The 21,189-nt window shown below is 44.6% G+C and carries 17 protein-coding genes and 1 rRNA gene; 8 read left to right on the top strand and 10 right to left on the bottom strand.

Going from position 1 to position 21,189, the window contains the following annotated elements:
- The first annotated feature begins 4 nt into the window (after positions 1-4).
- Positions 5-116 (top strand): 5S ribosomal RNA (rrf, locus tag E2R66_RS23965).
- 202 nt (positions 117-318) lie between these two features.
- Positions 319-1,755 carry a hypothetical protein gene (locus E2R66_RS23960; protein ID WP_133235593.1) on the top strand — a complete coding sequence of 479 codons (1,437 nt, stop codon included), beginning with the start codon at positions 319-321 and terminating at the stop codon, positions 1,753-1,755.
- Positions 1,756-2,097: 342 nt separating this feature from the next.
- On the opposite strand, the gene E2R66_RS23955 is transcribed toward E2R66_RS23960, so the two are convergent.
- The 6 genes from E2R66_RS23955 to E2R66_RS23930 form a co-directional block, all read right to left on the bottom strand.
- Entirely contained in the window at positions 2,098-2,874 is a 777-nt protein-coding gene (locus E2R66_RS23955; protein ID WP_133235595.1) for a GLPGLI family protein, read from the bottom strand.
- A 28-nt stretch (positions 2,875-2,902) separates the two neighbouring features.
- Entirely contained in the window at positions 2,903-5,740 is a 2,838-nt protein-coding gene (locus E2R66_RS23950) for an outer membrane beta-barrel family protein (RefSeq protein WP_133235597.1), read from the bottom strand.
- 300 nt (positions 5,741-6,040) lie between these two features.
- Positions 6,041-6,670 carry a response regulator transcription factor gene (locus E2R66_RS23945; protein WP_133235599.1) on the bottom strand — a complete coding sequence of 210 codons (630 nt, stop codon included), beginning with the start codon at positions 6,668-6,670 and terminating at the stop codon, positions 6,041-6,043.
- A 10-nt stretch (positions 6,671-6,680) separates the two neighbouring features.
- Positions 6,681-7,472: a sensor histidine kinase gene (locus E2R66_RS23940; protein ID WP_133235601.1), complete on the bottom strand. Its 792-nt coding sequence runs from the start codon at positions 7,470-7,472 to the stop codon at positions 6,681-6,683.
- On the bottom strand, positions 7,433-8,089 hold the full coding sequence (locus tag E2R66_RS23935; RefSeq protein ID WP_133235603.1) for a hypothetical protein: 657 nt from the start codon (positions 8,087-8,089) through the stop codon (positions 7,433-7,435). The genes E2R66_RS23940 and E2R66_RS23935 overlap by 40 nt, the downstream gene beginning before the upstream one ends.
- A 7-nt stretch (positions 8,090-8,096) precedes the next feature.
- Positions 8,097-8,981 (bottom strand): hypothetical protein, encoded by an 885-nt coding sequence (locus E2R66_RS23930; RefSeq protein WP_133235605.1) that lies wholly within the window; start codon positions 8,979-8,981, stop codon positions 8,097-8,099.
- Positions 8,982-9,170: 189 nt separating this feature from the next.
- Here E2R66_RS23930 and E2R66_RS23925 point away from each other — a divergent pair, with 189 nt between their 5' ends.
- Positions 9,171-9,572 carry a hypothetical protein gene (locus E2R66_RS23925; RefSeq protein WP_133235607.1) on the top strand — a complete coding sequence of 134 codons (402 nt, stop codon included), beginning with the start codon at positions 9,171-9,173 and terminating at the stop codon, positions 9,570-9,572.
- Between the two features lie 131 nt (positions 9,573-9,703).
- On the opposite strand, the gene rfbC is transcribed toward E2R66_RS23925, so the two are convergent.
- The 3 genes from rfbC to E2R66_RS23910 form a co-directional block, all read right to left on the bottom strand.
- Positions 9,704-10,258, bottom strand: coding sequence for a dTDP-4-dehydrorhamnose 3,5-epimerase (rfbC, locus tag E2R66_RS23920; protein WP_133235609.1), 555 nt, complete (start codon positions 10,256-10,258; stop codon positions 9,704-9,706).
- 9 nt (positions 10,259-10,267) lie between these two features.
- On the bottom strand, positions 10,268-10,570 hold the full coding sequence (locus E2R66_RS23915; RefSeq protein WP_133235611.1) for a DUF4286 family protein: 303 nt from the start codon (positions 10,568-10,570) through the stop codon (positions 10,268-10,270).
- A 260-nt stretch (positions 10,571-10,830) separates the two neighbouring features.
- Entirely contained in the window at positions 10,831-12,636 is a 1,806-nt protein-coding gene (locus E2R66_RS23910; RefSeq protein WP_133235613.1) for a tetratricopeptide repeat protein, read from the bottom strand.
- A gap of 133 nt (positions 12,637-12,769) precedes the next feature.
- On the opposite strand from E2R66_RS23910, the gene E2R66_RS23905 reads away from it, so the two are divergent.
- The 3 genes from E2R66_RS23905 (at position 12,770) to E2R66_RS23895 (ending at position 17,158) form a co-directional block, all read left to right on the top strand.
- Positions 12,770-14,659 carry a S9 family peptidase gene (locus E2R66_RS23905; RefSeq protein WP_133235614.1) on the top strand — a complete coding sequence of 630 codons (1,890 nt, stop codon included), beginning with the start codon at positions 12,770-12,772 and terminating at the stop codon, positions 14,657-14,659.
- Positions 14,660-14,664: 5 nt separating this feature from the next.
- Positions 14,665-16,293, top strand: coding sequence for a sensor histidine kinase (locus E2R66_RS23900; RefSeq protein WP_133235616.1), 1,629 nt, complete (start codon positions 14,665-14,667; stop codon positions 16,291-16,293).
- Positions 16,294-16,471: 178 nt separating this feature from the next.
- Entirely contained in the window at positions 16,472-17,158 is a 687-nt protein-coding gene (locus tag E2R66_RS23895; RefSeq protein ID WP_133235618.1) for a response regulator transcription factor, read from the top strand.
- Between the two features lie 234 nt (positions 17,159-17,392).
- Here E2R66_RS23895 and E2R66_RS23890 read toward each other — a convergent pair whose 3' ends face one another.
- Positions 17,393-18,019: a class I SAM-dependent methyltransferase gene (locus E2R66_RS23890; protein ID WP_133235620.1), complete on the bottom strand. Its 627-nt coding sequence runs from the start codon at positions 18,017-18,019 to the stop codon at positions 17,393-17,395.
- Positions 18,020-18,081: 62 nt separating this feature from the next.
- Between E2R66_RS23890 and E2R66_RS23885 the strand changes: the two genes are divergently transcribed.
- A complete protein-coding gene (locus tag E2R66_RS23885; RefSeq protein WP_133235622.1) occupies positions 18,082-19,920 on the top strand; it encodes a CocE/NonD family hydrolase in 1,839 nt (612 codons plus the stop codon).
- Between the two features lie 258 nt (positions 19,921-20,178).
- Entirely contained in the window at positions 20,179-21,135 is a 957-nt protein-coding gene (locus E2R66_RS23880; protein ID WP_133235624.1) for an acyltransferase family protein, read from the top strand.
- The last annotated feature ends 54 nt before the right edge of the window (positions 21,136-21,189 follow it).

Raw genomic sequence — 21,189 nt, 5'->3', positions numbered from 1 at the left:
ATATTCAGGTGCCTATATCGGCGGTGTCCACCTCTTCCCATTCCGAACAGAGAAGTTAAGCCCGCCAGAGCCGATGGTACTGCAGTAAAATGTGGGAGAGTAGGTCGGTGCCAAATCTTAATGCCTCTATGGCCTTAACAAGAACCCTTTCATCTAACGATGAAGGGGTTTCTTCGTTTATGGGCTTTTTTAGCTCCCTCGCCTGAGGCCTCGGCCGCCTAAACAAGCACTCCCCCAGCTTTTGGTAATTCAATATTTACTCTGTTTTGTAAATCTTCTGCATACGGGGTATTATAAATAATAATGTACTTTTATTTCATGAAAAAAAGTATTTTACTGTTTGTGCTCGCGTGCTTGCATCATTATACCTATGCCCAAAATACAGGTTTATCATTCACCTCTGATGATGCTGCGTTGCAAACAGCATTTAGTAATGCAAAAACGATGGCACTGCGCTATACTGGAAAACCTACAGATCCGGTAGGGGCATGGTACGAATCGGCATTACCACCACGCTTTGCATTTTGTATGCGCGATGTTTCGCACCAGGCCTTAGCTGGGCAGGTACTTGGTTTGCAGGATGCCAACAAGAATATGCTTACGCTGTTTGCAAAGAACATTTCGAAAAGCAAAGATTGGTGTAGCTACTGGGAGATAAACCATTTTGGGAAACCTGCCCCAGAGGACTATCGCAACGATAATGAGTTTTGGTATAACCTCAATGCTAACTTCGACGTGATGACGGCCTGCTGGAACCTATATTTATGGACAGGGGATAAAACCTATATTAAAGACAAGGTATTTAGGCATTTTTACGACCGGTCGGCAAATGAGTTTATTAGGCAGTGGGTGCTTCAGCCCGATTCGTTATTAACGAGGGTTGCACATCCCAACGCTCCCACGCCTTTTAACATCAATGATGCTTTTCATCGCTGCAGGGGGGGACCGTCTTATTCTGAAGGGGTGCCCGATATTAAAATGGGAGCAGACCTCCTGGCGGCCATTTATCGCGGTTTATTATCATATGCCGAAATATTAAAGGTAAACGGGAAGCAAAAAGAGGCTGTTATTTACCAAAAAAAGGCAACGGCGTACCAACAACAACTCGATGGGCATTGGTGGGACGATAGTGCATCATTATATCATACTTATTACTCCAATAAAAATGTGTTCGGTAAAACCGAGGGCGAGACTTTTTTGCTGTGGTTTGATGCGCTAAAGAACCCTGCAAGGCGGAAGAAAACATTGGAGCATCTTTTAGCAAACGACTGGAACGTCGAAAACCTTTCGTACTTCCCTTACCTTATGTACCAAAATGGTTACCCGGCCGAAGCCTATAAATATATCCTCCATTTAACCAACCCTGGTACCGAAAGAAAAGAATACCCAGAAGTCTCTTTTGGTGTGATAAAAGGCTTCACCGAAGGTTTAATGGGTATATCGGCAGACGCGCGTTACAACCGCATCAGTACGCTTTATCGTAATCATAAAGATGTCGGTTCGGCTTTGTATAATGTGCCAGTATTAAATACCTTGATTGACATCAGCCATATCAATAAAAAGAAAAGTGTTTTAATCAACAAGGGAAACAAGGCGGTTAACTGGCGCGCGACTTTCTATTGTAACCACGTGCTTATTTATATCAATGGTATAGCACATACGGCCATTCACAAAAAGGATGGCACCGGAAATATGGTTTCATACGCAAATATTGAAGTGAATGAGGGCAAAGCAGCTACCGCTTATGTAAAATGACGAGTAAGGGCTGTTAGCATGTATTCATTAAATATCAATTCTGGCTACATCAAAAAAAACAATGTAAAGAAACAATCTTTTGTTGTTTACATGCACCCCTTTAACTACCGCCTGTGGTTCGGGCTTGTCATTAGATAATGTGTTCAAATGGCGAAGCAATTAGAGTTGCTAACAGGTGCGCATGGCGGCTGCTTTTCAAGCGACATAGAAGTTAAAACACTTGTAATAGCGGATGGGACTGTCTCCAAACCATCCTACAACAAAAAACCGGCAGGATTTTCAATTAATCCTGCCGGTTGATATTATACGGCCAAATCCTTTGTTACGTCTTGCTTATAAGCACTACAACAGATATATCTTAAAGAACTTCTTGCCGTATTCGCCCCAGTCTTTCATTACTGTGGTTAGGGTGTTAAACAGGCTTTTGTAATCTACAGGTTTGCCTTTTGCGGGTGCTTTTATAGTTGCATCGGCTACGGGCATATCGGTTACTTTGGTGGCAAACCAGGTTACGTTCTCGTGCGGCAAGGCAAGGCCCAATATCATGCCGGGCAGGCCGGTGAATGATTCGGGGCCGCCCGATACGGGTATCTCGTCCGAATAGAAAGCTACTACATAAATAGAATCCATTACGATGGCGTTGGCGCGGCGGCAGGTGTAGCCGGCAATCTCGCGGGTTTCGTCGGTTATTTTCCAGTTGATTTTACGAGCGGTATCCCTAACCAGGAAGGTTTCATCAAAAACTTTCTTATTGGTTATGCTTACGTTGGTGTTCAGATCGGTATAGGTGGTGTTTATTTGTTGTGCAAGGGGCATATCACTAAACCAGCTGTTGGTGGGTGGCTCTTCAGATTGAATGGGCGTGTACAACGTTTTATTGTTGCCGAAGGTCATTTTACTCAGCAGTGTCATAAACTGCGGGTTGTTCTTCTTGTACGATTCGAACGCCGGGGTGTACCAGCTTTCGTTATCCTTATTGATTACTTTTTTAATAACCGCGTACATGTTTACTTTCTTCTCGTACTCTATGGTGCCCGACGTGGTAAAATGCGCGTTCTGTGCCGATAGCATGCCGCTACTGAGCAGGCAGGCCAATAATACAAACAGGTGCTTTTTCATGTTGATGATATCTTGATATTTTAATGCCTTATTTTTTTGGTTGTGTGCCGCCGCTCATGCCGCTGAAATCCCATACTACGGATAGCAGGAAATAGCGTTTTATGGTGGTGTTTTGCGTTTGCGTAATGAGGTTGCTTGATGCAGAGCGGCTAAAACCTGAGTTTTGGTTAAGCAAATCGTTTCCTCTTAAAACCAACTTCAGGTTCTCGGCCTTAAAGAACGATTTGGTGATGCTCGCATTGATGATAGTTTGGCGGAAATCGGTATCGAACGATTGTGTTGCCGCCCTGTATTGGTATTGTCCATCGCTGCTTACCTGCAATTTAAAGGGCAGGTAAACACTTAGATAATAATCGGCATTGAACCCGCGGCCGTTATTATTACGATCTGGCTGCAGCGACGATTGACCGACCGTGTAATCCGGGCCGGCATTGATATATATCTGGAATTTTTTCTCTTTGTATTTAGATAGTGATAGCTGCCCCGAGTAGCTGTTGGATTTGGTGCGGTTTAGTTGACTCAATTGATCGCCAGTGGTAACCATGCTGTAATAAACATTACCGTTGGTGCTTAGGCGCGCACCAAGATTAATGCCCAGGGCGGTTATTTTACGGCCCATATCCGCGCTCAGTCGGTAATTAGATGGGCGCTGATTGTTGAGGTTTATGGCTTGTATGGTGCTTTTACCAGTAGTAGTATTGGTTACCACGTTGTTTACAATGGGGTTAGTAGTAAAGTTGTAGCTACCGTTTATCCATAACGATTGCTCGCTGAGTACTTTGTACATGTTGTACCACAAACCAAGGCGGTGTGTAAATGAAGGCTTCAGATCAGGGTTACCAATTACCACGTTAAGTGGGTCGGTGTTTACACGGATGGGCTGCAACTGATCGAGCGTAGGCTGGGTTTGGCTGCCGTAATAATTGACGTTTATACCCCCGTAGGTGGATATCTTGTATTGATAATTGGCCGAAGGGTTCCAGTTAAGGAAGCTGCGCTTTGCCGTAGAGCCCGAAATCTGGTTTTTTTGGTTAAAGGTAACATCAGCCACGCTGGTGCCGAACCTTAGCGTGCTTTTGCCTTTTTTGTAATTAAAGTTAAGCCCACCCTGGTTAGCAACCTGGTTAAAGATGTAATGATTGCTCAACGAATCATTCAGCAGGTTATAATTGCCCGGGGCCGATTGATCGTACGAACGGCGGTCGGCATCGCTGTTGTTGAAGTTGATGCCATAGCTCAATATCATAGATAGATACTTGGAGAATGGTTCGGTATAAGTAATGTTGGTGTTGAATTTCGAGGTCTTAGTATTATCAATCTTTCGTTGATCAACTATCTGGCTGCTATCCAGTTGGCTTTGCTCATCGTATAGGCCCAATGTCGATTTCAGGAAACCGTCTGCCTTGTTATCGGTAAAACCGGCGTTTAAGTTTACAGATAGCGTGCGGCCCTTTTTCTTTAATTTCTTGGTGTACAATACCGTAGCATTGAATAACTGTTGATCAACATCGTTATTAACCGAGCGGTCGTTCTTATTCAGCAAACTGCCATCAGCACGCGTGCTGGAAGATAAGTTGCCCGTACGGGTAGTACTGTTCTTAAGGGTACCGTCTACCGAGAATTTTAGGTTGGCAGTGCTATCCAACCTCACTGAATAAGTAGCATCCAGCTTTTGCCTAAACATGTAATTGTTGAACGTTTGGTTGGTTACGCTATTAATGATGCTGGTATTGCTGTTGCTATTACCAGGTAGATTTTGCTGCGATATGGTGTTACGCGTGCCATCTACAGAAAGTGAACCTATCTTATAATTGGTGTTAAGGCCATATTTATCGGCCTTCCATTTATCGTCGTAATGTACACCGCCGGTACGCGCTACCGGGATACCATCACCCTCGTAGTTTCCGCTGAAAGAGTCAAGCCCGTTATCGCTACCGCTGCCATCGAAGTAGGCACCGCCATCGTCGCCGAACGTAACGCCACCGCTGGTGCCCAATTTATTGTTATCTTCCCAGCCTAGTCCGGTTTTGCCGGTGTTGCCCAGGGTGCCATAGGCCGAGAATTTCTTTTTGCCTTTGAATTTGTTGAATAGTGCCTGGCCCTGGTAAAAACCATCGGTGCCTACGCCCGCATCTATCTTGCCAAAGTAGCCGTTCTTTTTATCTTCCTTTAATTTGATGTTGATAGTTTTGGTTTTATCGCCATCATCTATACCGGTAAAGGCGGCCTGGTCGCTGGTTTTATCGTACAGCTGTACCTTATCAACCATATCGCCGCGGATGTTTTTGGTTACCAGAGTTGGGTCGTCGCCGAAGAACTCCTCGCCATCAACCAATACTTTTTTAACCGTTTGGCCTTGAGCGGTTATCTTGCCATCCTTATCTACCTGTATGCCGGGGAGCTGTTTAAGTAAATCTTCTACCTTAGAGTTTGGCTGGATAACGAATGCCTTGGCATTGTATTCGGTGGTGTCGCCCTTTATTTTCACGGCGGCTACGGTGCCTTTGATGAGTACTTCTTTCAATAACCTCGATTTTAAGGCCATGTTGATGTTGCCGAAATTGTGGTCGGTATGTACCGAGTCGAGCGTGAATTTTTCAACGTAATCGGCATAGTCTGGGTAGGTAACCAACAGGATAAAGCTGCCCTTGCCCAGGCCCGATAAGTTGAAAGCGCCGCTACTATTGGCCCGCATAAATTTGCGCAGCGTAGAGTCCTTGGCGTTCAGTACGCTTACCGAACTGTTGAACAGCCCAACGTTGGCTACAGAATCGCGCAGGGTGCCTTTCACCGAGTACGTTTTTTGTGCCATGGCCGAAAATGTGCAGATACAAAAGAAGAATAGTGCTGTAAATGTGATTTTCATAGTTTAGAGTTAGTGCATGCAAGATATAACTAAATTCTTAGTAATAGAATATAGTTTTGTTAAAATGTGTTAAAAATCTGTTTACAAATGTTAAATCACAGATTTGTTACCTTTTGGACAAATATTGTTTGGAATGGGGTTAATTACGCCAAGTATAAAAGACGCATAAAAAACAAAGCTGTTACAACTTATATTGTAACAGCTTTGATACCAAGGTTTATATGTTCTTTTGTCGCCGGCACTCCTAAAGAATGCAGTTGGCTGTGCGGAAGGGTAAAACCGGAACCTCAGAAATGATTTTTATAATTCGATGATTTTATTCTGGATGGCGTACAAGACCAGCCCTGTTCGTGATTTAAGACCAAGTTTGGCAAAAAGCGATTCACGGTAGTTATCAATAGTGCGGGGGCTTACGAACATCTTTTCAGCCATCTCTTTATAAGTGAGTTCAGAACAACACAATTTAAGAAACTCCACTTCGTTTTTAGAAAACCACGGCCCCGCCTGCTGGTTGCTTACCGAACGGATAAGCTTGCCCGAAACCAGTTCGTTGATAAATACACCTTTCTCAAATATCGTTTTAATGGCTGTTAATACCTCCACCGGGCCTGATTGCTTTAAAACATAACCGCCTGCGCCACACTGTATCATTTTTATCACGCTCTTATCATCTTCATACATGCTCAGGGCAAGCACCTTCACATCAGGATGGTTTTTTCTGAGCCAGGTAGTAGCAGCGTACCCGTCCATAACCGGCATATTAATATCCATCAGTACCACATCGGGGAGGGGCTTTTGTTTCATAATTTGCTGCAACTGCTCGCCGTTACCTGCTTCAAAAACGATGTTCAGTTCATCAAAATCTTTCATTAGCGCTGCCACGCCGTTCCTGAACAGTGTGTGGTCGTCTACTATTGCGATATTTATCATAAATTATCAATTAAGGATAAGGTACAAAAACACTGATTTGGGTACCATTTTCAGGCGCGGAGGTTATCGTTGTGGTGCCATCTATCATTTTCGCCCTGTTTTTAATGTTCATCAGGCCCATTCCCGTGGGTTTATCCGAAGGGTCGATAATGAATCCTACCCCGTTATCGTTTACCTGCAATTGTAACGTACCGGCTTTGTAGAGCAGGTTGATGTCGATACGGGTGGCTCTGGAATGCTTCACCGCGTTGTTGAGTATCTCCTGCACTATCCTGAACAGGATAAGGTCCTTTTCGGGGTTGGCCGTTACCGAGTTAAGGTTTTGTGCCTGGTAAGTTATTTGGTATTGCTCCGTTCTTTCCAGCCAGTGCACTTCCTGGGTTATGGCCTCGTTAAGCCCAAGGCTTATTAATTGTTCGCCCTGCAGCAATTTGCCCAACTGGCGCATCTCCTGCATCGACCGCGAAACCAGTTCTATAGCGGCATCTACTTTTTTGTTTATGCCATCCGGCTCGTTGCCTTTAATAGATTTTAGGGTGAATGAAGTAAGGCTAAGCAATTGCCCTACGTTATCGTGCAGATCGGCCCCAACAGTTTGCAGGGTTTGTTCCTTTATTTCATGCTGCGTTTTCACAATTTCGTTGTCAAAGGATTGTTTCATTTCCAGCTTTTCGTCATCGTGCTTTTTTTTGCGCCGGTTAAAAAGCGATATATAGATCAATAGAAAAAATGGTGCCGTAAGAAATAAGAGCGTTAGTATTACTACAATGTCCTGGATATCGGGTTTCTGAGTCGCCTGCATATAAATGAATAGCTCCAGCAAACGTATAAAGTGATGTTTACAGCTCTATAAATATAATAAATAGTAAGCTCAGGAATAACTCCCGATAAATAATCGTAAAAAACACGAATTACGGTAGTTCCAAAATAGAACAGCAACGTGCCCGATACCCACCAAAAACTTGCCGACGAAAACAGCGGTACATAGGCATCATCGTTAAGAAACCAGTAGAAAAAGTAAAAGCTTAGTAAAGCAGCAACTATGGCGAGAGCGATACCTGTGTTTGAATAATGCTGAAAAAAACTATCTTTTTTCGCGAAAGTGTTTATCAGGTAAACCGAATATAATACGATTGCTGCAACTGAAATAAGCTTATTACTATTGCGATATGGATTTAACACGGCCCGGAACATAATCATTATGGTTGCGATTTCGAACAAGAATAAAATGTTATAGATCCAGTTATTCGTTCCGTAACGCGCCCTTAGGTAAATGCCACCAATTTCTGTAAGACAAACCCAAAACAGATAAAAGACCAGCCATTTCCAGGCCGGGCTTTTATCGTTATACAAACAAACCGCCGCTGTGATAAAGCAGATAAGTTCGGGAATAGTGACGATGGTGAAGTAATTGAGCATACCTTTTTTACATTGTTCCTTTGCAAAATATAGGGCATTCTTCTCCGTGATCAACTACGTCAAACATTTTGTGCAAAGAATAGCAATCGTAAATGTCCTGATGTACGCCGTTTATTTCTTCCGTCGGTGTTAATAAAAAGCCATTTTTACGCCGAGTGGTGTCAACCACAAAATATATACGGATGCCGTCAACACTTCTGCGATTACTCACTCCGGCATGTATTTGCTCTTTTAAATACGCTATCAACTTTAGGCTATACCAAACGCTTCTAATGTCTATTGCACCACCTTTAAATCCTTGCGCCCAAGTCTTGGCTTGAATACATGATACCTGTGACTCATTTATTTCGCATTTGATTTTGGGGCATGGTTTATTTGTAGTGTCCTGATAAAGATCGGCACCATCACCTAAAGTAGCTGTATAACTATCCTGATTTTTTACCTCCTTTGTATTTAGGATGGGATAACCGTGTTGAAAATAATCTACGTGTATTTTTTTGGACGGCGGTATTTTACTGCTATCGGGATCCGTATAATTTCCTCCATCCTTCGTTGACATAACCACTAACGTGTTATGGCCATCAGCATTTTTTCCTATATAAAGGCGTATACCGTCGGCATCGGTTTGGGAGCTTAAAATATCATAAGTATCTTCAACGAAAGATTTACTAAACCAAATATTGGTAAAGCGGTCTTTACTTGTGGTGTCGTTTTTAAAAGTTGTAACCAGTTTAATAGCGTCAGCCGAATCCAGGCCGTTAAGGGTTTTTCCAATGTTATCATGCTCCAGAGTGGTAACAGTAGGCCCTGGCTTATTAGTATCAGTGTTAGTTGTGCGTTTGCACGCCATCATGCACACAGCGCAGCAGGCGATTAGGAGGAATTTTTTCATGATGATAAAGTTTTTTTGGTGTTTAAATTTAGTGAATTATTTTTTCACTAAATTCACTATCCCTCAATTATTGATATACTTTTTTATACGGTATTTAATACCGTAAAATTACCCTGCCCAAAAACGTGTTTGCTGTAGCTGTTTGCGTGCCTTATTGCCGCAGTTTTGCTTTAACTAAAAAATAAAGCAATGTTATTACACGACGAAAACTACCGCCAGCTTAATATCGAGGATATTAAAGCTGCATTACTAAACAGTAAAGATACCGCTGCACCCACCGAAACGGAACTTGAACAGGCCCTTGGCGAACACTACCAACATGCCTTTAACCTGGAAAGCAAACATTACGAGCTTGGGGCAGCCCTCTCACCGGCATTCGATATCTTCGGTATCGGCCGTAAGATACTGGCGGCGATAAAGAAATTTGTTTGTGGCTTTGTTGGCCCGGGCGCTACGCGCGAAGAGATCATAGATGCCGTGGTAAAAGCGCTGGCCTCTGTTATTCCCTCGGGAATATTTGACGAAAAAATTGTGCGCTGGGTGGTAAACTTTATAGTTTCCAAAGGCATAGGCGCTTTTTGCGGTGTATAAGCACACAACTCTGCACACCACTGCTATTTAAAGCATCTTAACCTAAATCTTAAAACACCTATAAAAACAAAAGCTGTTACAATATACGTTGTAACAGCTTTTGTTTTTAGGGTATGGAAATCTGTTTGTTTTTAAATATTGAATGGGCTTTGCCAGTCTTTAAAAGCTGGAAGCACCTGGTCTTTTGCAGATACTACGGCATCGGTTTCGGCAATACCCCAGCCTATGGCCAGTTCAGGGGAGTTCCAGAGCACGCCGGTTTCTGATGCTTTATCGTAGTAGTTGGTTACTTTGTAAGCGAAGATGGTATTATCCTCCAAAGTGACGAAGCCGTGCAGGCAGCCCGGCGGTACCCATAGCTGTAAGTTGTTGGCGGCACTTAATTCTACGGCAACATGGCGGCCATAAGTTGGCGAGCCAAGGCGTGCGTCTACCGCTACGTCCATTACGCTACCTTGTAATACGCGCACCAATTTGCCCTGCGCAAAGGGATTCGCCTGCGCATGCAAGCCCCTAACGGTGCCTTTTTGCGACATAGATTGGTTATCCTGCACAAAATCTGCTTCAATGCCCAATTCGGTAAGGGTGCGTTTGCTATAACTTTCGTAGAAGTACCCACGGTCGTCTGTAAATACGCGGGGCTCTAATATGATTACGCCGGGGATTATGGTTTGGGTTGCGGTCATATATGGTGGTTAGTCTACGGTTTTCATAACGGTGTTGAACAATACGAAACGCTCGGCAAATTGTTGCTGATGCCCGTCCTGAAAACGGAACAGGTGGCCGCTGTAATAATCCTGAAACTGCTCTATGGTATCGGCCATGTATTGAACACAGTAAGTGATGCCTTCATTAGGCGAATCGATGATGGTTAGGATTTGATAAGATGAGAAATAGCCCGTAGCCATAATGGCGGGTATCTGCACCTCTTTCATCCAGGCCAGCCATTCCTGCTCAACCGTATCTTCGAGGATAAAGGTTTCGTTGTAAATAATCATGCCTCAAAAGTAACAGGATTTCACCGATTTGGGGATGATTCCACCGATTTTTTAAAATGATTGAGGGATTGAAGGATTGATTTTTTTGAGATTACACCGATTTGCGAAAGATTACATCGATAAAGATGAGCTGATTTACTTTGATTTTGCTAAAACATAACCTCGCATTCAAAATTCCCTCCAATGACCCAATGACCCAATGACCCAATGACCCAATGACCCAATGACCCAATGACCCAATGACCCAATGACCCAATGACCTAAGAAGCGTCATTCTTATCCCCCCTCAACGCTCTGAAGCGTTTGCGGGCATCGTTCAGCCAGAGGCTGCCCGGGTAATCGGCGATTATTTTTTGGTAATAGGTTTGGGCCATGGTGGGGTTGTTCAGTTTGGTTTCGTATAGGTCGCCCAGCATAAATACGGCATCGTCTGCCCAAAGGTCATCGGGATGGCTTTCTGCAATTTGTTTTAACAGGGCTACCGCTTCGGGGTATTGTTTTTGCTGTAGCAGTATTTTGGTTTTAGCCATCAGCACATCAGCCTCCAGCGTACCGGGGTACTTTTTAGGTATACTATCCAGCGTGAGTACCGCCTTATCGGTTTGTTCGGCAAATATCAGCAAATCGGCACGGGCATACATCTTAAGTGCTGTGCCGGCGCTATCTATGGCCAGGTTATCAGATATCAGCAAGGATAAATTCAACGCATCATTGGCGATCAGCTGCGTGGTGGCTGCCTTCAAAATATCCAATTGCCGCCTGCTCCAATTGAAGTCGCCGGTGTAGTAGGCCAGTTTGGCATTCCGCAACAGGGCATCTTGCCCAACGGCGGTGTTAGGGTTGTCTTTCTCCACCTGGCTATACAATAGGGTAGCATCCCATGGTTGGTTGTTCAGCAGGTAAATATCGCCAAGGTCTAGTTTGCAGCTTGCCAGCAGGGTGGGGCGTACATCGGGGATGGACACCGCGCTTTCCAGTAGTGCTTCGGCGTCCTTTAATTTATGTAGCTTAAAGGCCTGCAGACTGGCAAGTTTCTGCATGGCGAACACGGTGCTGCGGTTGCGGCCAAATTCGTTCAGGAGGTTAAGGTAGTCCTGCTCCAGGCTCAGCAAGTCGGCCTGAGTATATTTGCCGCTGGTAACCTTCAGGTTTTTGGTATTAATGAGCTCTATCTTGGCCGAAACGTAATTCGGATTGTCTTTCCCCTTGGCAATAACATATTCGTACCCCCGAATGGCTTCGTCATAAGCCTCGTTAGCACTAAGCGTGCTGCACAACTCGTATATGCTGCCGCCGTCGTCGTTTTGGCGGCGGCTAAGGGCTATGGCCTGATTAAGTGCCTGCCCAAAATCCTTTTGTTGCAGGTATTGCCAGGTAAGCAGGTTTACGTAAATAAGCTGCTGCGGGTCTTTCTGTATCCGTTTCAGCAAAGCAAACTTCAGTATATCGTAATCGGGCGCGCCCTCATAAACCGTAGCCAACATACTTTCGGCCTGGTTTAAAAACGAAGGGTTAGATGGTAAAAAGTTGAGATACTCTTCGGTAAGGCCGCCTTTATCGCGTTTGTAGCGGTAAAGGTTTATCAGCTCGAAAGAGAATAGCGCATCGTTGTGCAGCAGCTTGCGGCCCTGCAAAAAAATCTTTACCGCGTACTCCACATTGGCATTTTGGTAAAATTGCGAGGCGATGGCGGAAATCTCGTTCTGATCGGCCGGGAGGTTTTTAATAAGCCCAGCATATATAACGTCGGCTTTATCTATACTACCCTGCTGGGTGTAGACGGTGCCCAGGGCAATATTGTATTCGTAGGCACCAGGATGCTTGCGTATCATTTTCCGGGTGATGCTCTCCGCCTCGTCGAATTTTTTACCGGCGAGCAAGGCGTTAAGGTACTGTTGGTAGTAGCCTTCGTTATCCTGCTTGTAAAGTTTAAGGTAAATATCCAGCGCTTTTTGCTGCTCACCGTTCTGGGCGTATAATCGTGCCAGAGCTAAATCATTATTTTGCGCAAAAAGCTTTGTACAAAAGGTAAAAAGCAGTATTATTATAATAAAAAAACGCTTCATCGGATTTGAAGATTTTTGTTGCACTTATTAAGGCTATATAACGCCGGAGCAGGGTAAAATTGTAGTGACATTGACATTTGCGTTATTTTAAATAGGTACTTTGAACTTTAATTAGTCATTAAGCATATAATTGATGCCCGTTCACTTACGACTGTTTTTCTTTCTTGCCTGTGTTGCTTCGCTCTGCGCCTGCACGCCTGATAGGGTGAAGCAAATACCTGTAAGCGACTTTTTTAAGACACCAGAAAAGACATTCTTCAAGATATCTCCCGACGGTAAATTCGTATCGTACCTTAAGCCTTATAAAGATAAGCAAAATATCTACATCAAATCGCTGGAGACCGGCAAAGAGCACATAGCCACCGCATATACCGACTACTCGGTACGCGATTACTCATGGACTTTCAATAACCAAATTGTTTTTACCCAGGATATCATCGCCAGCGATGTGTACCGGGTATATACGCTGGATGTAGCCACCCTGAAGATAACCAACCTGCTTAACCTGGATAACGTGCGCATTCGGATACTGAACCGTAACCGACAGCAGCCCGATATAATTACCGTAAGCCTTAATAAGCGCGATGCGGCCAATTTCGACGTTTACCGCATGAACGTGAAAACCGGTGAGTTGAAGCTTTACCTGCAAAACCCAGGCAATGTAACCAAATGGTATCCCGAACCTGATGGCCGCATCCGGATGGCAAAAGCATCAGATGGCGTTAATGAAACTATCTTGTTTCGCACCAGCGAGCGAACACCCTTCAAACCCATCATTAAAAGTAACTTTAACGATAGGGTAGAGCCAATTGCTTTTACCGGCACAAAGAACTACTTCTACGCCCTCTCTAACGTAAACCGCGATAAAACGGCAGTTGTAGAAATTGATGCTGATAGCGGCAAAGAAGTGAGGGTGGTTTATGCCAGCCCTAATGCCGATATCATGGACGTGAGCTATTCTAAAAGTAAGCGCGTTTTAGAGCTTGCCTCCTGGGACGAAGCCATGCCGCAACGACATTTTCTGAGTGCCGGGGTGCAGGCCATATACAAAGGCATTGAGAGTAAGTTAGTAGGTAACGAGATGAATATTGTAGACCGCGACAGCCTGGAGGCTAAATTCATCGTAAATACCTATACAGATAAAAGCCCCGGATCGTACTACCTTTACGAAACGCGGGGCGATAAGCTTACTAAGTTGGGCGATATAAACCCGGATATACATCCCGAAGATTTTTGTGCAATGGAGCCGGTAAGCTTCAAAGCGTCTGATGGTTTAACCATAAATGGCTACCTAACCGTGCCTAACGGAAAAGAAAAAAAGAATCTGCCGGTAGTAGTGATGCCGCACGATGGTATATGGAGCCGCGATTCGTGGGGGTACGATGCCGAGGTACAGTTTTTGGCCAACCGCGGCTACGCCGTTTTCCAGGTGAATTACCGTGGTTCGGCAGGCTATGGCAAGGCTTTTCGTAAGGCTGGCTTTAAACAGGTAGGCGGCAAGATACAGCAGGATATTACCGATGGCGTGCGCTGGCTCATTGCTAATAAAATTGCCAACCCCAAAAAGATAGCCATTTTTGGTGGTGGTTTTGGCGGTTTTTCGGCACTTTATGGTGTATCCTTTCACCCGGATATGTACAATTGCGCTGTGGTGAAATATAGCCTGATCAACTTTTTTACCTATTTGAAAGATGCGCCGCCCTTTTATAAACCTTTTCTTAAAATGACGTATGAGATGATAGGCGATCCTGAAAAGGATGCAGAGCAACTAAGGGCTATATCGCCGGTATTCCATACTGATAAAATAAAAAGCCCGTTATTGATTTTCCAGGGTGCTAAGGATCCCCGGGCTAATATTAGTGAGCTGAACCAATTTGTGCGCGAGTTAAATAAGCGTAATGTGCCGGTTATTTACAGGTTGAAAGAAAACGAACGGACCTTTTTCCGTAGCGAGCATAATAGGATGGAGATGTATGCCGAGATTGAGAAATTTCTGGATGCCAATATGCAGGGTAAACAATAGTCGCTATGAAAGCGCAAAAAAATCTGTACCGCACAAATTTTTCCCTGATAACTGCTTTTTTGGTACTTATAACGGTAACGCTTATTATAGCCATATTCATATCCTACAAACTCACTTCCAGATATGTAGAGAACGAATTTGCCAATAAAAAAACAGAGGTGCTGGAACAAACCATAAAGCCCTATTACGACTTTTTTCAGATACAAATACCCGAGATAACCTCCTACCAGGGCTTCTTAGATTCCGCTTCGGCGGCCAATTATTCAGATACCGTTTTCCGGACTTATCGCTTTGTACGAAAGGTGCTTTTCTACGATATAAGAATAGGAAGCCCAACTGCCGAACATCCCGAAGGCATTACGGTAAAAGACGTATATCGCTTTAAGCCCAAACGTGATGGTATTGTTGGCGTAAAGGAAGTTAGCGGTGCGGATGATGAAGACTTTAGGCAAATGGCTTTAAAGTTAAACACGTTCATCATCTCGGCAGATACTTCGCGGGTGCCTACACAAGATGAGATATTTCGTACTTTTTATAATGTTACGCCGGATAAAATTAGCTATCTCAACATCCCGCGCAGGGAAGATATCCGTATTTACCGCGCTTTGTTGAGGAGTAAACAAAGCGATAATTTTGGTAAACAAAACATGGTGACGTTTACGCTCGACCCTCAATTTTTAAAAGTAATCAACACGCATAAAGAGCTTTATGAGGATGTGACTATACAACCCGTTGTGTACGACCCGCTGGATGTAGCCCAGGAAAAGGTGATAACAGAAGCCGGTTTGCCGGGCGCGTTCTCTAATTTTAAGTTGTATTTCAGTTCGGAACGGTCGCATGTTAATAAGGAGATAGAACGGCGGTACCTGCCTATTGGGGCTATACTGCTGCTGATCTACTTTTTTTTGGTGTTGATCAGCTATCTCATTTACCGAAACCTGAACATAAATCTTAAAGTATTTAAACTGCAGTACGATTTCATCAACAATTTTACCCACGAATTTAAAACGCCGGTAAGCGTTATTAAAATTGCCGGCTCTAACCTTAAAGGCGATGCCGAACTCAGCGAACGCCAGCGCAAACATTACGGTAAAATATTGGATGAAGAAGCCGATAAGCTGAACGAACTGATGAATAAGCTTCTGTCCTTTACGCAATTGGAGAACCGGTCCATCAATGTAAAGCGCGAAGAAATTAACTTGCCCGGATTTGTGAAGGGATATATAGATACCTTTAAAATAAAGTACCCCGATTTTAAGCTGCAATCGCAGGTGGAAGTTGCTAAATTTAACAGCGACCCGGTGCTGATGGGCAGCGTGTTCCAAAATTTAATGGAGAACGCCTATAAGTATTCGCACCCCGGCAAAAAAGAATTATCTATCACAATAAAACAGGATAAGCGTAATATTGTATTCTCTTTTGCTGATAAGGGAATAGGTATGGCTAAGTACGAACAGGGCGACGTGTTTAAAAAGTTTTACCGGATAGAGAACCAGTATAACCAAAACGGCAGCGTGGGCCTGGGCCTGGCTTTTTGCAAAGAACTGGTGAATTATATGGGTGGGGCCATAAGCCTGCAAAGCAAGCTAAACCAAGGTTCTACGTTTATCATTACCCTGCCGTTTGAAAGTTAACGGGTGAAGGAATTTAAGGGCTTTCGATAGATTGAAACCAAACGTCGTGCTGAGTTTATTCGGCACCCCACATGCAAGGTAGGTAACCTGTAAGGCTGTTTGTATATCGCCGGCTGGTCTTGCGAGATCCTTAAACAAGTTTAGAATCATGGGCTTTTTTACAGAAAGATATTAGGAAATGAATAAAGAAATTAAAATAGCGCTGGTAGAAGACGATGAAAACCTGAGGTTTTTGGTCGCCGAGCGCCTCCAAAGCGAAGGTTACAAAGTATTAGAAAGCGGCAATGGTGCCGAAGCCGAGAAAATGATATTGGCCGAACTCCCCGACATTGTACTGTTGGATTGGATGTTGCCGGGCAAACAAGGCTCAGATGTTTGTGTCGGCTTACGCGAGCAGGGTTTTGATAAGCTGATCATCATGATGACCGCCAAGGCGCAGGATATAGATAAGATAGGCGCCTACAACTTTGGCGTGTCTGATTATATGACCAAGCCCTTCAATATGGATGTGCTAGTGGCCATGATAGACAGCAAGATAAAATTCTCGCTTAACAGTGAAAAACCCGAATCGCATAAGTTCGGCAATATGGAACACCTGCCCAATACGCACCTGCTAATACGCGATGGCCGCAAAACCGAGTTGACTATACTAGAGAACCGCATATTGCTCTACTTTCTTAAGAATAAGAATAAAGTAATAAACCGCGAAGAACTGATGATGGAAGTTTGGGGCTACAACGCCGACGTAAATACCCGCACGCTGGATATGCACATTGTGCGCCTGCGAAAAAAAATTGAGAACAACCCCGATTCGCCAACCTACCTGCAAACAGTAAGGGGGATAGGGTATAAGTTTGTGTATTAATCCCTTTGTCCTTGCGAGCGATAGCGCGGCAATCATCGGTGATAAGATCAGATTAGCAGGTCCAACCTGCTTGCCGATGATTGCCACGTCGCCCCGCCGCAATTCCCAACGCGCCGCTCCTTATAATGACGTGGTTTTAAGTTATTGATTATCAGTGTATATTTTTGCACGTCATAACCTTTTTTTTCAGGGTTACCCCTGATGGATACTGCAATGACGATTTTTTTATTTCTTTCAAAAAAAGTTTCTCTTATACATCCTCGTCACCACAAAATCCCCAAAAAACAGTTTCGTTTCCATTACCGTATAGCCACACTTGTTAAACTCGCCTTGCACATCCGGCAATCGCCAGGATTCTACCCCGCAAAGTACCTTGAAAAATAGCAGCATGCTTTTCAGAATTACATGCTGCCACCATTTTCCCGTCAGTTGGAAATCGGTATTGAGCCACATACCGCCTGGTTTCAGCATTTGGTGAATGTGATAGCATGTTGCGGGCAGGGTGTCTGGTTTGTAATTATCAAACAGAAACGGGGTAATCACTACATCAAAGTCTTGCATCAAATCCACATCCTCTATCGCCTTGTTAATAAACTCCACATGGTTTGCGCCAGTGATGCGTTTTTGCGATAAGGCCATCATTTTGGCGGATATTTCCACGTAGGTAATATATAATCCGGACGGGTGTATTTTGCTTATTTCTTCCAGTATCCACCCGGTGCCGCCGCCTATGAGCAATATTTTGCTACCCGCAGGAATATTGGGCAGCAAATAAACCTGCGCTTTTACCAAAGCATCGCCAAATACCAGGCGCGATAAGCCATCATAAAAAGAAGCCGAATTGTCGTAATTGCCTGTCATTTATTTGCTTATGCTTTTCTAAGGTGAATTTGCTATATTTAGCTAAACTTAATCACTGCCCAATGAAGTCCTTTTACTTTAAACCCGTACTGTTTGTGTTGGTTTTATTTGCCTGGCAAAACCTGTTTGCCCAAACGGCACCAACAGAGGATAAATATAACCGTAAGGAAGTAATGATACCCATGCGCGATGGCATTAAACTTTTTACGGTAATATATACGCCTAAAGAACAGCATGACAAACTGCCCTTCCTGCTAACGCGTACGCCTTACGGCGTTGCCGACAGCCGCAGTCCCGAACGTAGCGCCTACACCCGCGATATGGCTGAAGATGGCTATATCTTCGTAGCCCAGGACATCCGCGGGAGATATAAATCTGAGGGTGCGTTCGAGATGCAACGTTTCAGCCGCGATAAGGGTAAGCCAAACGCTATAGACGAAAGCAGCGATACGTACGATACGGTAGACTGGCTGCTGAAGAATATCCCTGATAACAACGGCAAGGCAGGTATGTACGGCATCTCTTACGATGGTTGGACGGCCCTAATAGGCGCCACCGATCCACATCCCGCTATGAAAGCGGTATCGGAACAGGCCACGCCATCGGACATGTTCCTGGGCGATGATTTTCACCACAACGGGGCTTTCCGCCTAAGTTATGGCTTTGAGTATGCTTTTATGGAGGAGGCCTCACATACCGATACGCTTTACCAGTTTGGTACTTATGATACTTATGATTGGTATCTTAAACTTGGCCCGCTGTCCAACGTCAATAAAAAGTACTTCCATAATAAACTTCCCAGTTGGAACGATTTTACCAAACACCCCAATTACGATAGCTTTTGGCAAAAGCAGGCGATGAAATTCAGGCTTGATCATCCGCGTATTGCCATACAACACGTTGCCGGCTGGTGGGATCAGGAAGATTTTTACGGTCCGCAAAAAGCCTATGAGGTATTGGAGCCGCATGATACCAATAACCAGAATTACATCGTTATCGGACCATGGAACCATGGCGGCTGGGCCGGCGGCAACGGTGATAAACTGGGCAACATTAAATTCGGCACCAACACGGGCGTTACTTTCCGTAAGGATATACAGGCACGCTGGTTTGCCTATTACCTGAAGGACAAGGGCGATGGTAAATTCGCCGAGGCAATAACTTTTCAAACGGGCAGCAACCTGTGGAAAGAATACAGCAAATGGCCGCCAAAGGAATCCATCATCAAAAACATCTACTTCCATAGCAACGGCAAACTATCCTTTACGCCGCCAACCGCTACCGAAGCTATTGCCGATAGCTACGTATCTGACCCGGCCAAGCCCGTGCCTTACCGTAGCCGACCTATTGAAGAGACCTACGGACCGGGTTCCCGCTGGTTTACCTGGCTTACCGAGGACCAACGCTTTGTAGATAATCGCCCCGATGTGCTCAGCTGGCAAACTGATACCTTAACCAGCGACGTTACCATCACCGGCAACATAGCGGCGAAACTGTACGCCTCCACCACCGGCACCGATGCCGACTGGGTGGTAAAACTGATCGACGTTTATCCTGCCGAATACAAGCCCGAATTGAAAATGAGCGGCTATGAATTTATGATAGCCAACGATGTTTTCCGTGGCCGGTTCCGCAAAAGCTTCGAACACCCGGAACCGATAACGCCCGGCAAAGTGGAGTTATACACGGTTGACCTGCACGGGACCAACCACGTGTTTAAGAAGGGGCACAGGATAATGGTACAGGTACAAAGTACCTGGTTCCCTGTTATTGATCGTAACCCGCAACGTTACGTTCCTAACATCTTTGAGGCAAAAGCAAGCGATTTTATACCTGCCACGCACAAGGTTTATCATTCGGTGAAGTTTGCATCGGCGATAGCCTTGCCGGTGGTTGATTAGCAGTGGTTAAAAACCGAAAATTGATATTGAAAAAGGGCACCAGCTCTTGTTTATTTGCGCTGTTTCATCAGGATTAAGTGAGTTAAATTTCCTGGTTTGTTGTCAAGATTGAATTCGCTGCCTTTTTAGATGCGTTAATTTGTTGGTGGCGGCATCAGTATTTTGCTATGGTCTTGACTGCTTCAATTTTCGATGCGATGTGTTTAAGCAGGGCATGGCGGCAGATAAATTTAATATCTTAGCCGCAAAGCGCTATTGATGCCCCAAACACTTAAGCAACGCCCACACATCCCCCAGGTAGATTATATCCGGGCCTTCGCATCCATGGCGGTGGCTTTGTTCCATTTGGGTGGCAAGGTGCTGCCTGTACTCAAATACGGTTGGCTGGGCGTGTATATGTTTTTCGTACTCTCTGGATTCATCATTTGCAGGGCTCTGCCTCAAAAGTATAGCTGGCGAATGGCAGGCCGGTTCATCGGCAAGCGGATGATACGTATCGAGCCTCCCTACCTTATCTCTATCGCTTTAGTGCTGCTGGTAAATGTATTGCTGGCTTATCTTTCGCTTATCCCAAGCGCGCGTCCCGAATGGGGGAACCTGGCCTCCCACATTGCTTATCTTAATAATTTCAATGGCAGGCCATACGTAAACCCGGTTTATTGGACGCTCGGCATCGAATTACAGTTTTACCTCTTCGTTGCCTTAATGTTCCCGTTTATAGCAAGCCGCTGGGGTGCCTGGCTGCTACTTGCCCTTAACGGCTTAAGCTGCCTGATACATTTGCCGGGGATTAACCTGTTTGCCTATTTCCCGGTATTTGCGTTGGGGATATTGTATTACTTGTATCGCAGCTCATGGCTAAATGCTTTGTCCGCATCGCTTTTTATGCTCTCCGTAGCGGCAATGAGCTATTTTACTGCCGGATGGATGGAAACCGCCGCCGCACTTGCTGCCCTGCTTTTATTGTGGCTACCCCTTAAACGCAATCGCGTGCTGCGCTTTTTTTCGGATATATCTTTCTCACTGTACCTTACCCACGATACCGTTGGTAGCAACCTGGTAGTGTACATGGGGCAGGTGCTGCCCAAGACATTTCTTTACAAAGGAGCCGAATTTGCAGGCGGCATACTGGTAAGTATATTATTTGCTTATTTATTTTATAAATACGTGGAGCAACCCTTCCTAAAGCTATCTAAATCGATAGCTTATACCTGATAATCAGTTAGTGTAACATATACATTACAGTTATGAATATTTTACAAAAAAGGG

This window comes from Mucilaginibacter psychrotolerans, assembly GCF_004519315.1.
GTDB classification, from domain to species: Bacteria; Bacteroidota; Bacteroidia; order Sphingobacteriales; family Sphingobacteriaceae; genus Mucilaginibacter; species Mucilaginibacter psychrotolerans.
Note: the sequence above shows the minus strand (reverse complement) of the source record. Positions and strands in the feature narration are given on the sequence as shown.

What these genes read in the sequence shown, in the direction of transcription:
- E2R66_RS23905 (WP_133235614.1), top strand. Translation starts at nt 12,770, where the DNA reads ATGCCCGTTCACTTACGACTGTTTTTCTTTCTTGCCTGTGTTGCTTCG.
- E2R66_RS23935 (WP_133235603.1), bottom strand. Translation starts at nt 8,089, where the DNA reads ATGCTCAATTACTTCACCATCGTCACTATTCCCGAACTTATCTGCTTT.
- E2R66_RS23945 (WP_133235599.1), bottom strand. Translation starts at nt 6,670, where the DNA reads ATGATAAATATCGCAATAGTAGACGACCACACACTGTTCAGGAACGGC.
- E2R66_RS23950 (WP_133235597.1), bottom strand. Translation starts at nt 5,740, where the DNA reads ATGAAAATCACATTTACAGCACTATTCTTCTTTTGTATCTGCACATTT.
- E2R66_RS23890 (WP_133235620.1), bottom strand. Translation starts at nt 18,019, where the DNA reads ATGACAGGCAATTACGACAATTCGGCTTCTTTTTATGATGGCTTATCG.
- E2R66_RS23885 (WP_133235622.1), top strand. Translation starts at nt 18,082, where the DNA reads ATGAAGTCCTTTTACTTTAAACCCGTACTGTTTGTGTTGGTTTTATTT.
- E2R66_RS23910 (WP_133235613.1), bottom strand. Translation starts at nt 12,636, where the DNA reads ATGAAGCGTTTTTTTATTATAATAATACTGCTTTTTACCTTTTGTACA.
- E2R66_RS23895 (WP_133235618.1), top strand. Translation starts at nt 16,472, where the DNA reads ATGAATAAAGAAATTAAAATAGCGCTGGTAGAAGACGATGAAAACCTG.
- E2R66_RS23960 (WP_133235593.1), top strand. Translation starts at nt 319, where the DNA reads ATGAAAAAAAGTATTTTACTGTTTGTGCTCGCGTGCTTGCATCATTAT.
- E2R66_RS23930 (WP_133235605.1), bottom strand. Translation starts at nt 8,981, where the DNA reads ATGAAAAAATTCCTCCTAATCGCCTGCTGCGCTGTGTGCATGATGGCG.
- rfbC (WP_133235609.1), bottom strand. Translation starts at nt 10,258, where the DNA reads ATGACCGCAACCCAAACCATAATCCCCGGCGTAATCATATTAGAGCCC.
- E2R66_RS23955 (WP_133235595.1), bottom strand. Translation starts at nt 2,874, where the DNA reads ATGAAAAAGCACCTGTTTGTATTATTGGCCTGCCTGCTCAGTAGCGGC.
- E2R66_RS23925 (WP_133235607.1), top strand. Translation starts at nt 9,171, where the DNA reads ATGTTATTACACGACGAAAACTACCGCCAGCTTAATATCGAGGATATT.
- E2R66_RS23915 (WP_133235611.1), bottom strand. Translation starts at nt 10,570, where the DNA reads ATGATTATTTACAACGAAACCTTTATCCTCGAAGATACGGTTGAGCAG.
- E2R66_RS23940 (WP_133235601.1), bottom strand. Translation starts at nt 7,472, where the DNA reads ATGCAGGCGACTCAGAAACCCGATATCCAGGACATTGTAGTAATACTA.
- E2R66_RS23900 (WP_133235616.1), top strand. Translation starts at nt 14,665, where the DNA reads ATGAAAGCGCAAAAAAATCTGTACCGCACAAATTTTTCCCTGATAACT.
- E2R66_RS23880 (WP_133235624.1), top strand. Translation starts at nt 20,179, where the DNA reads ATGCCCCAAACACTTAAGCAACGCCCACACATCCCCCAGGTAGATTAT.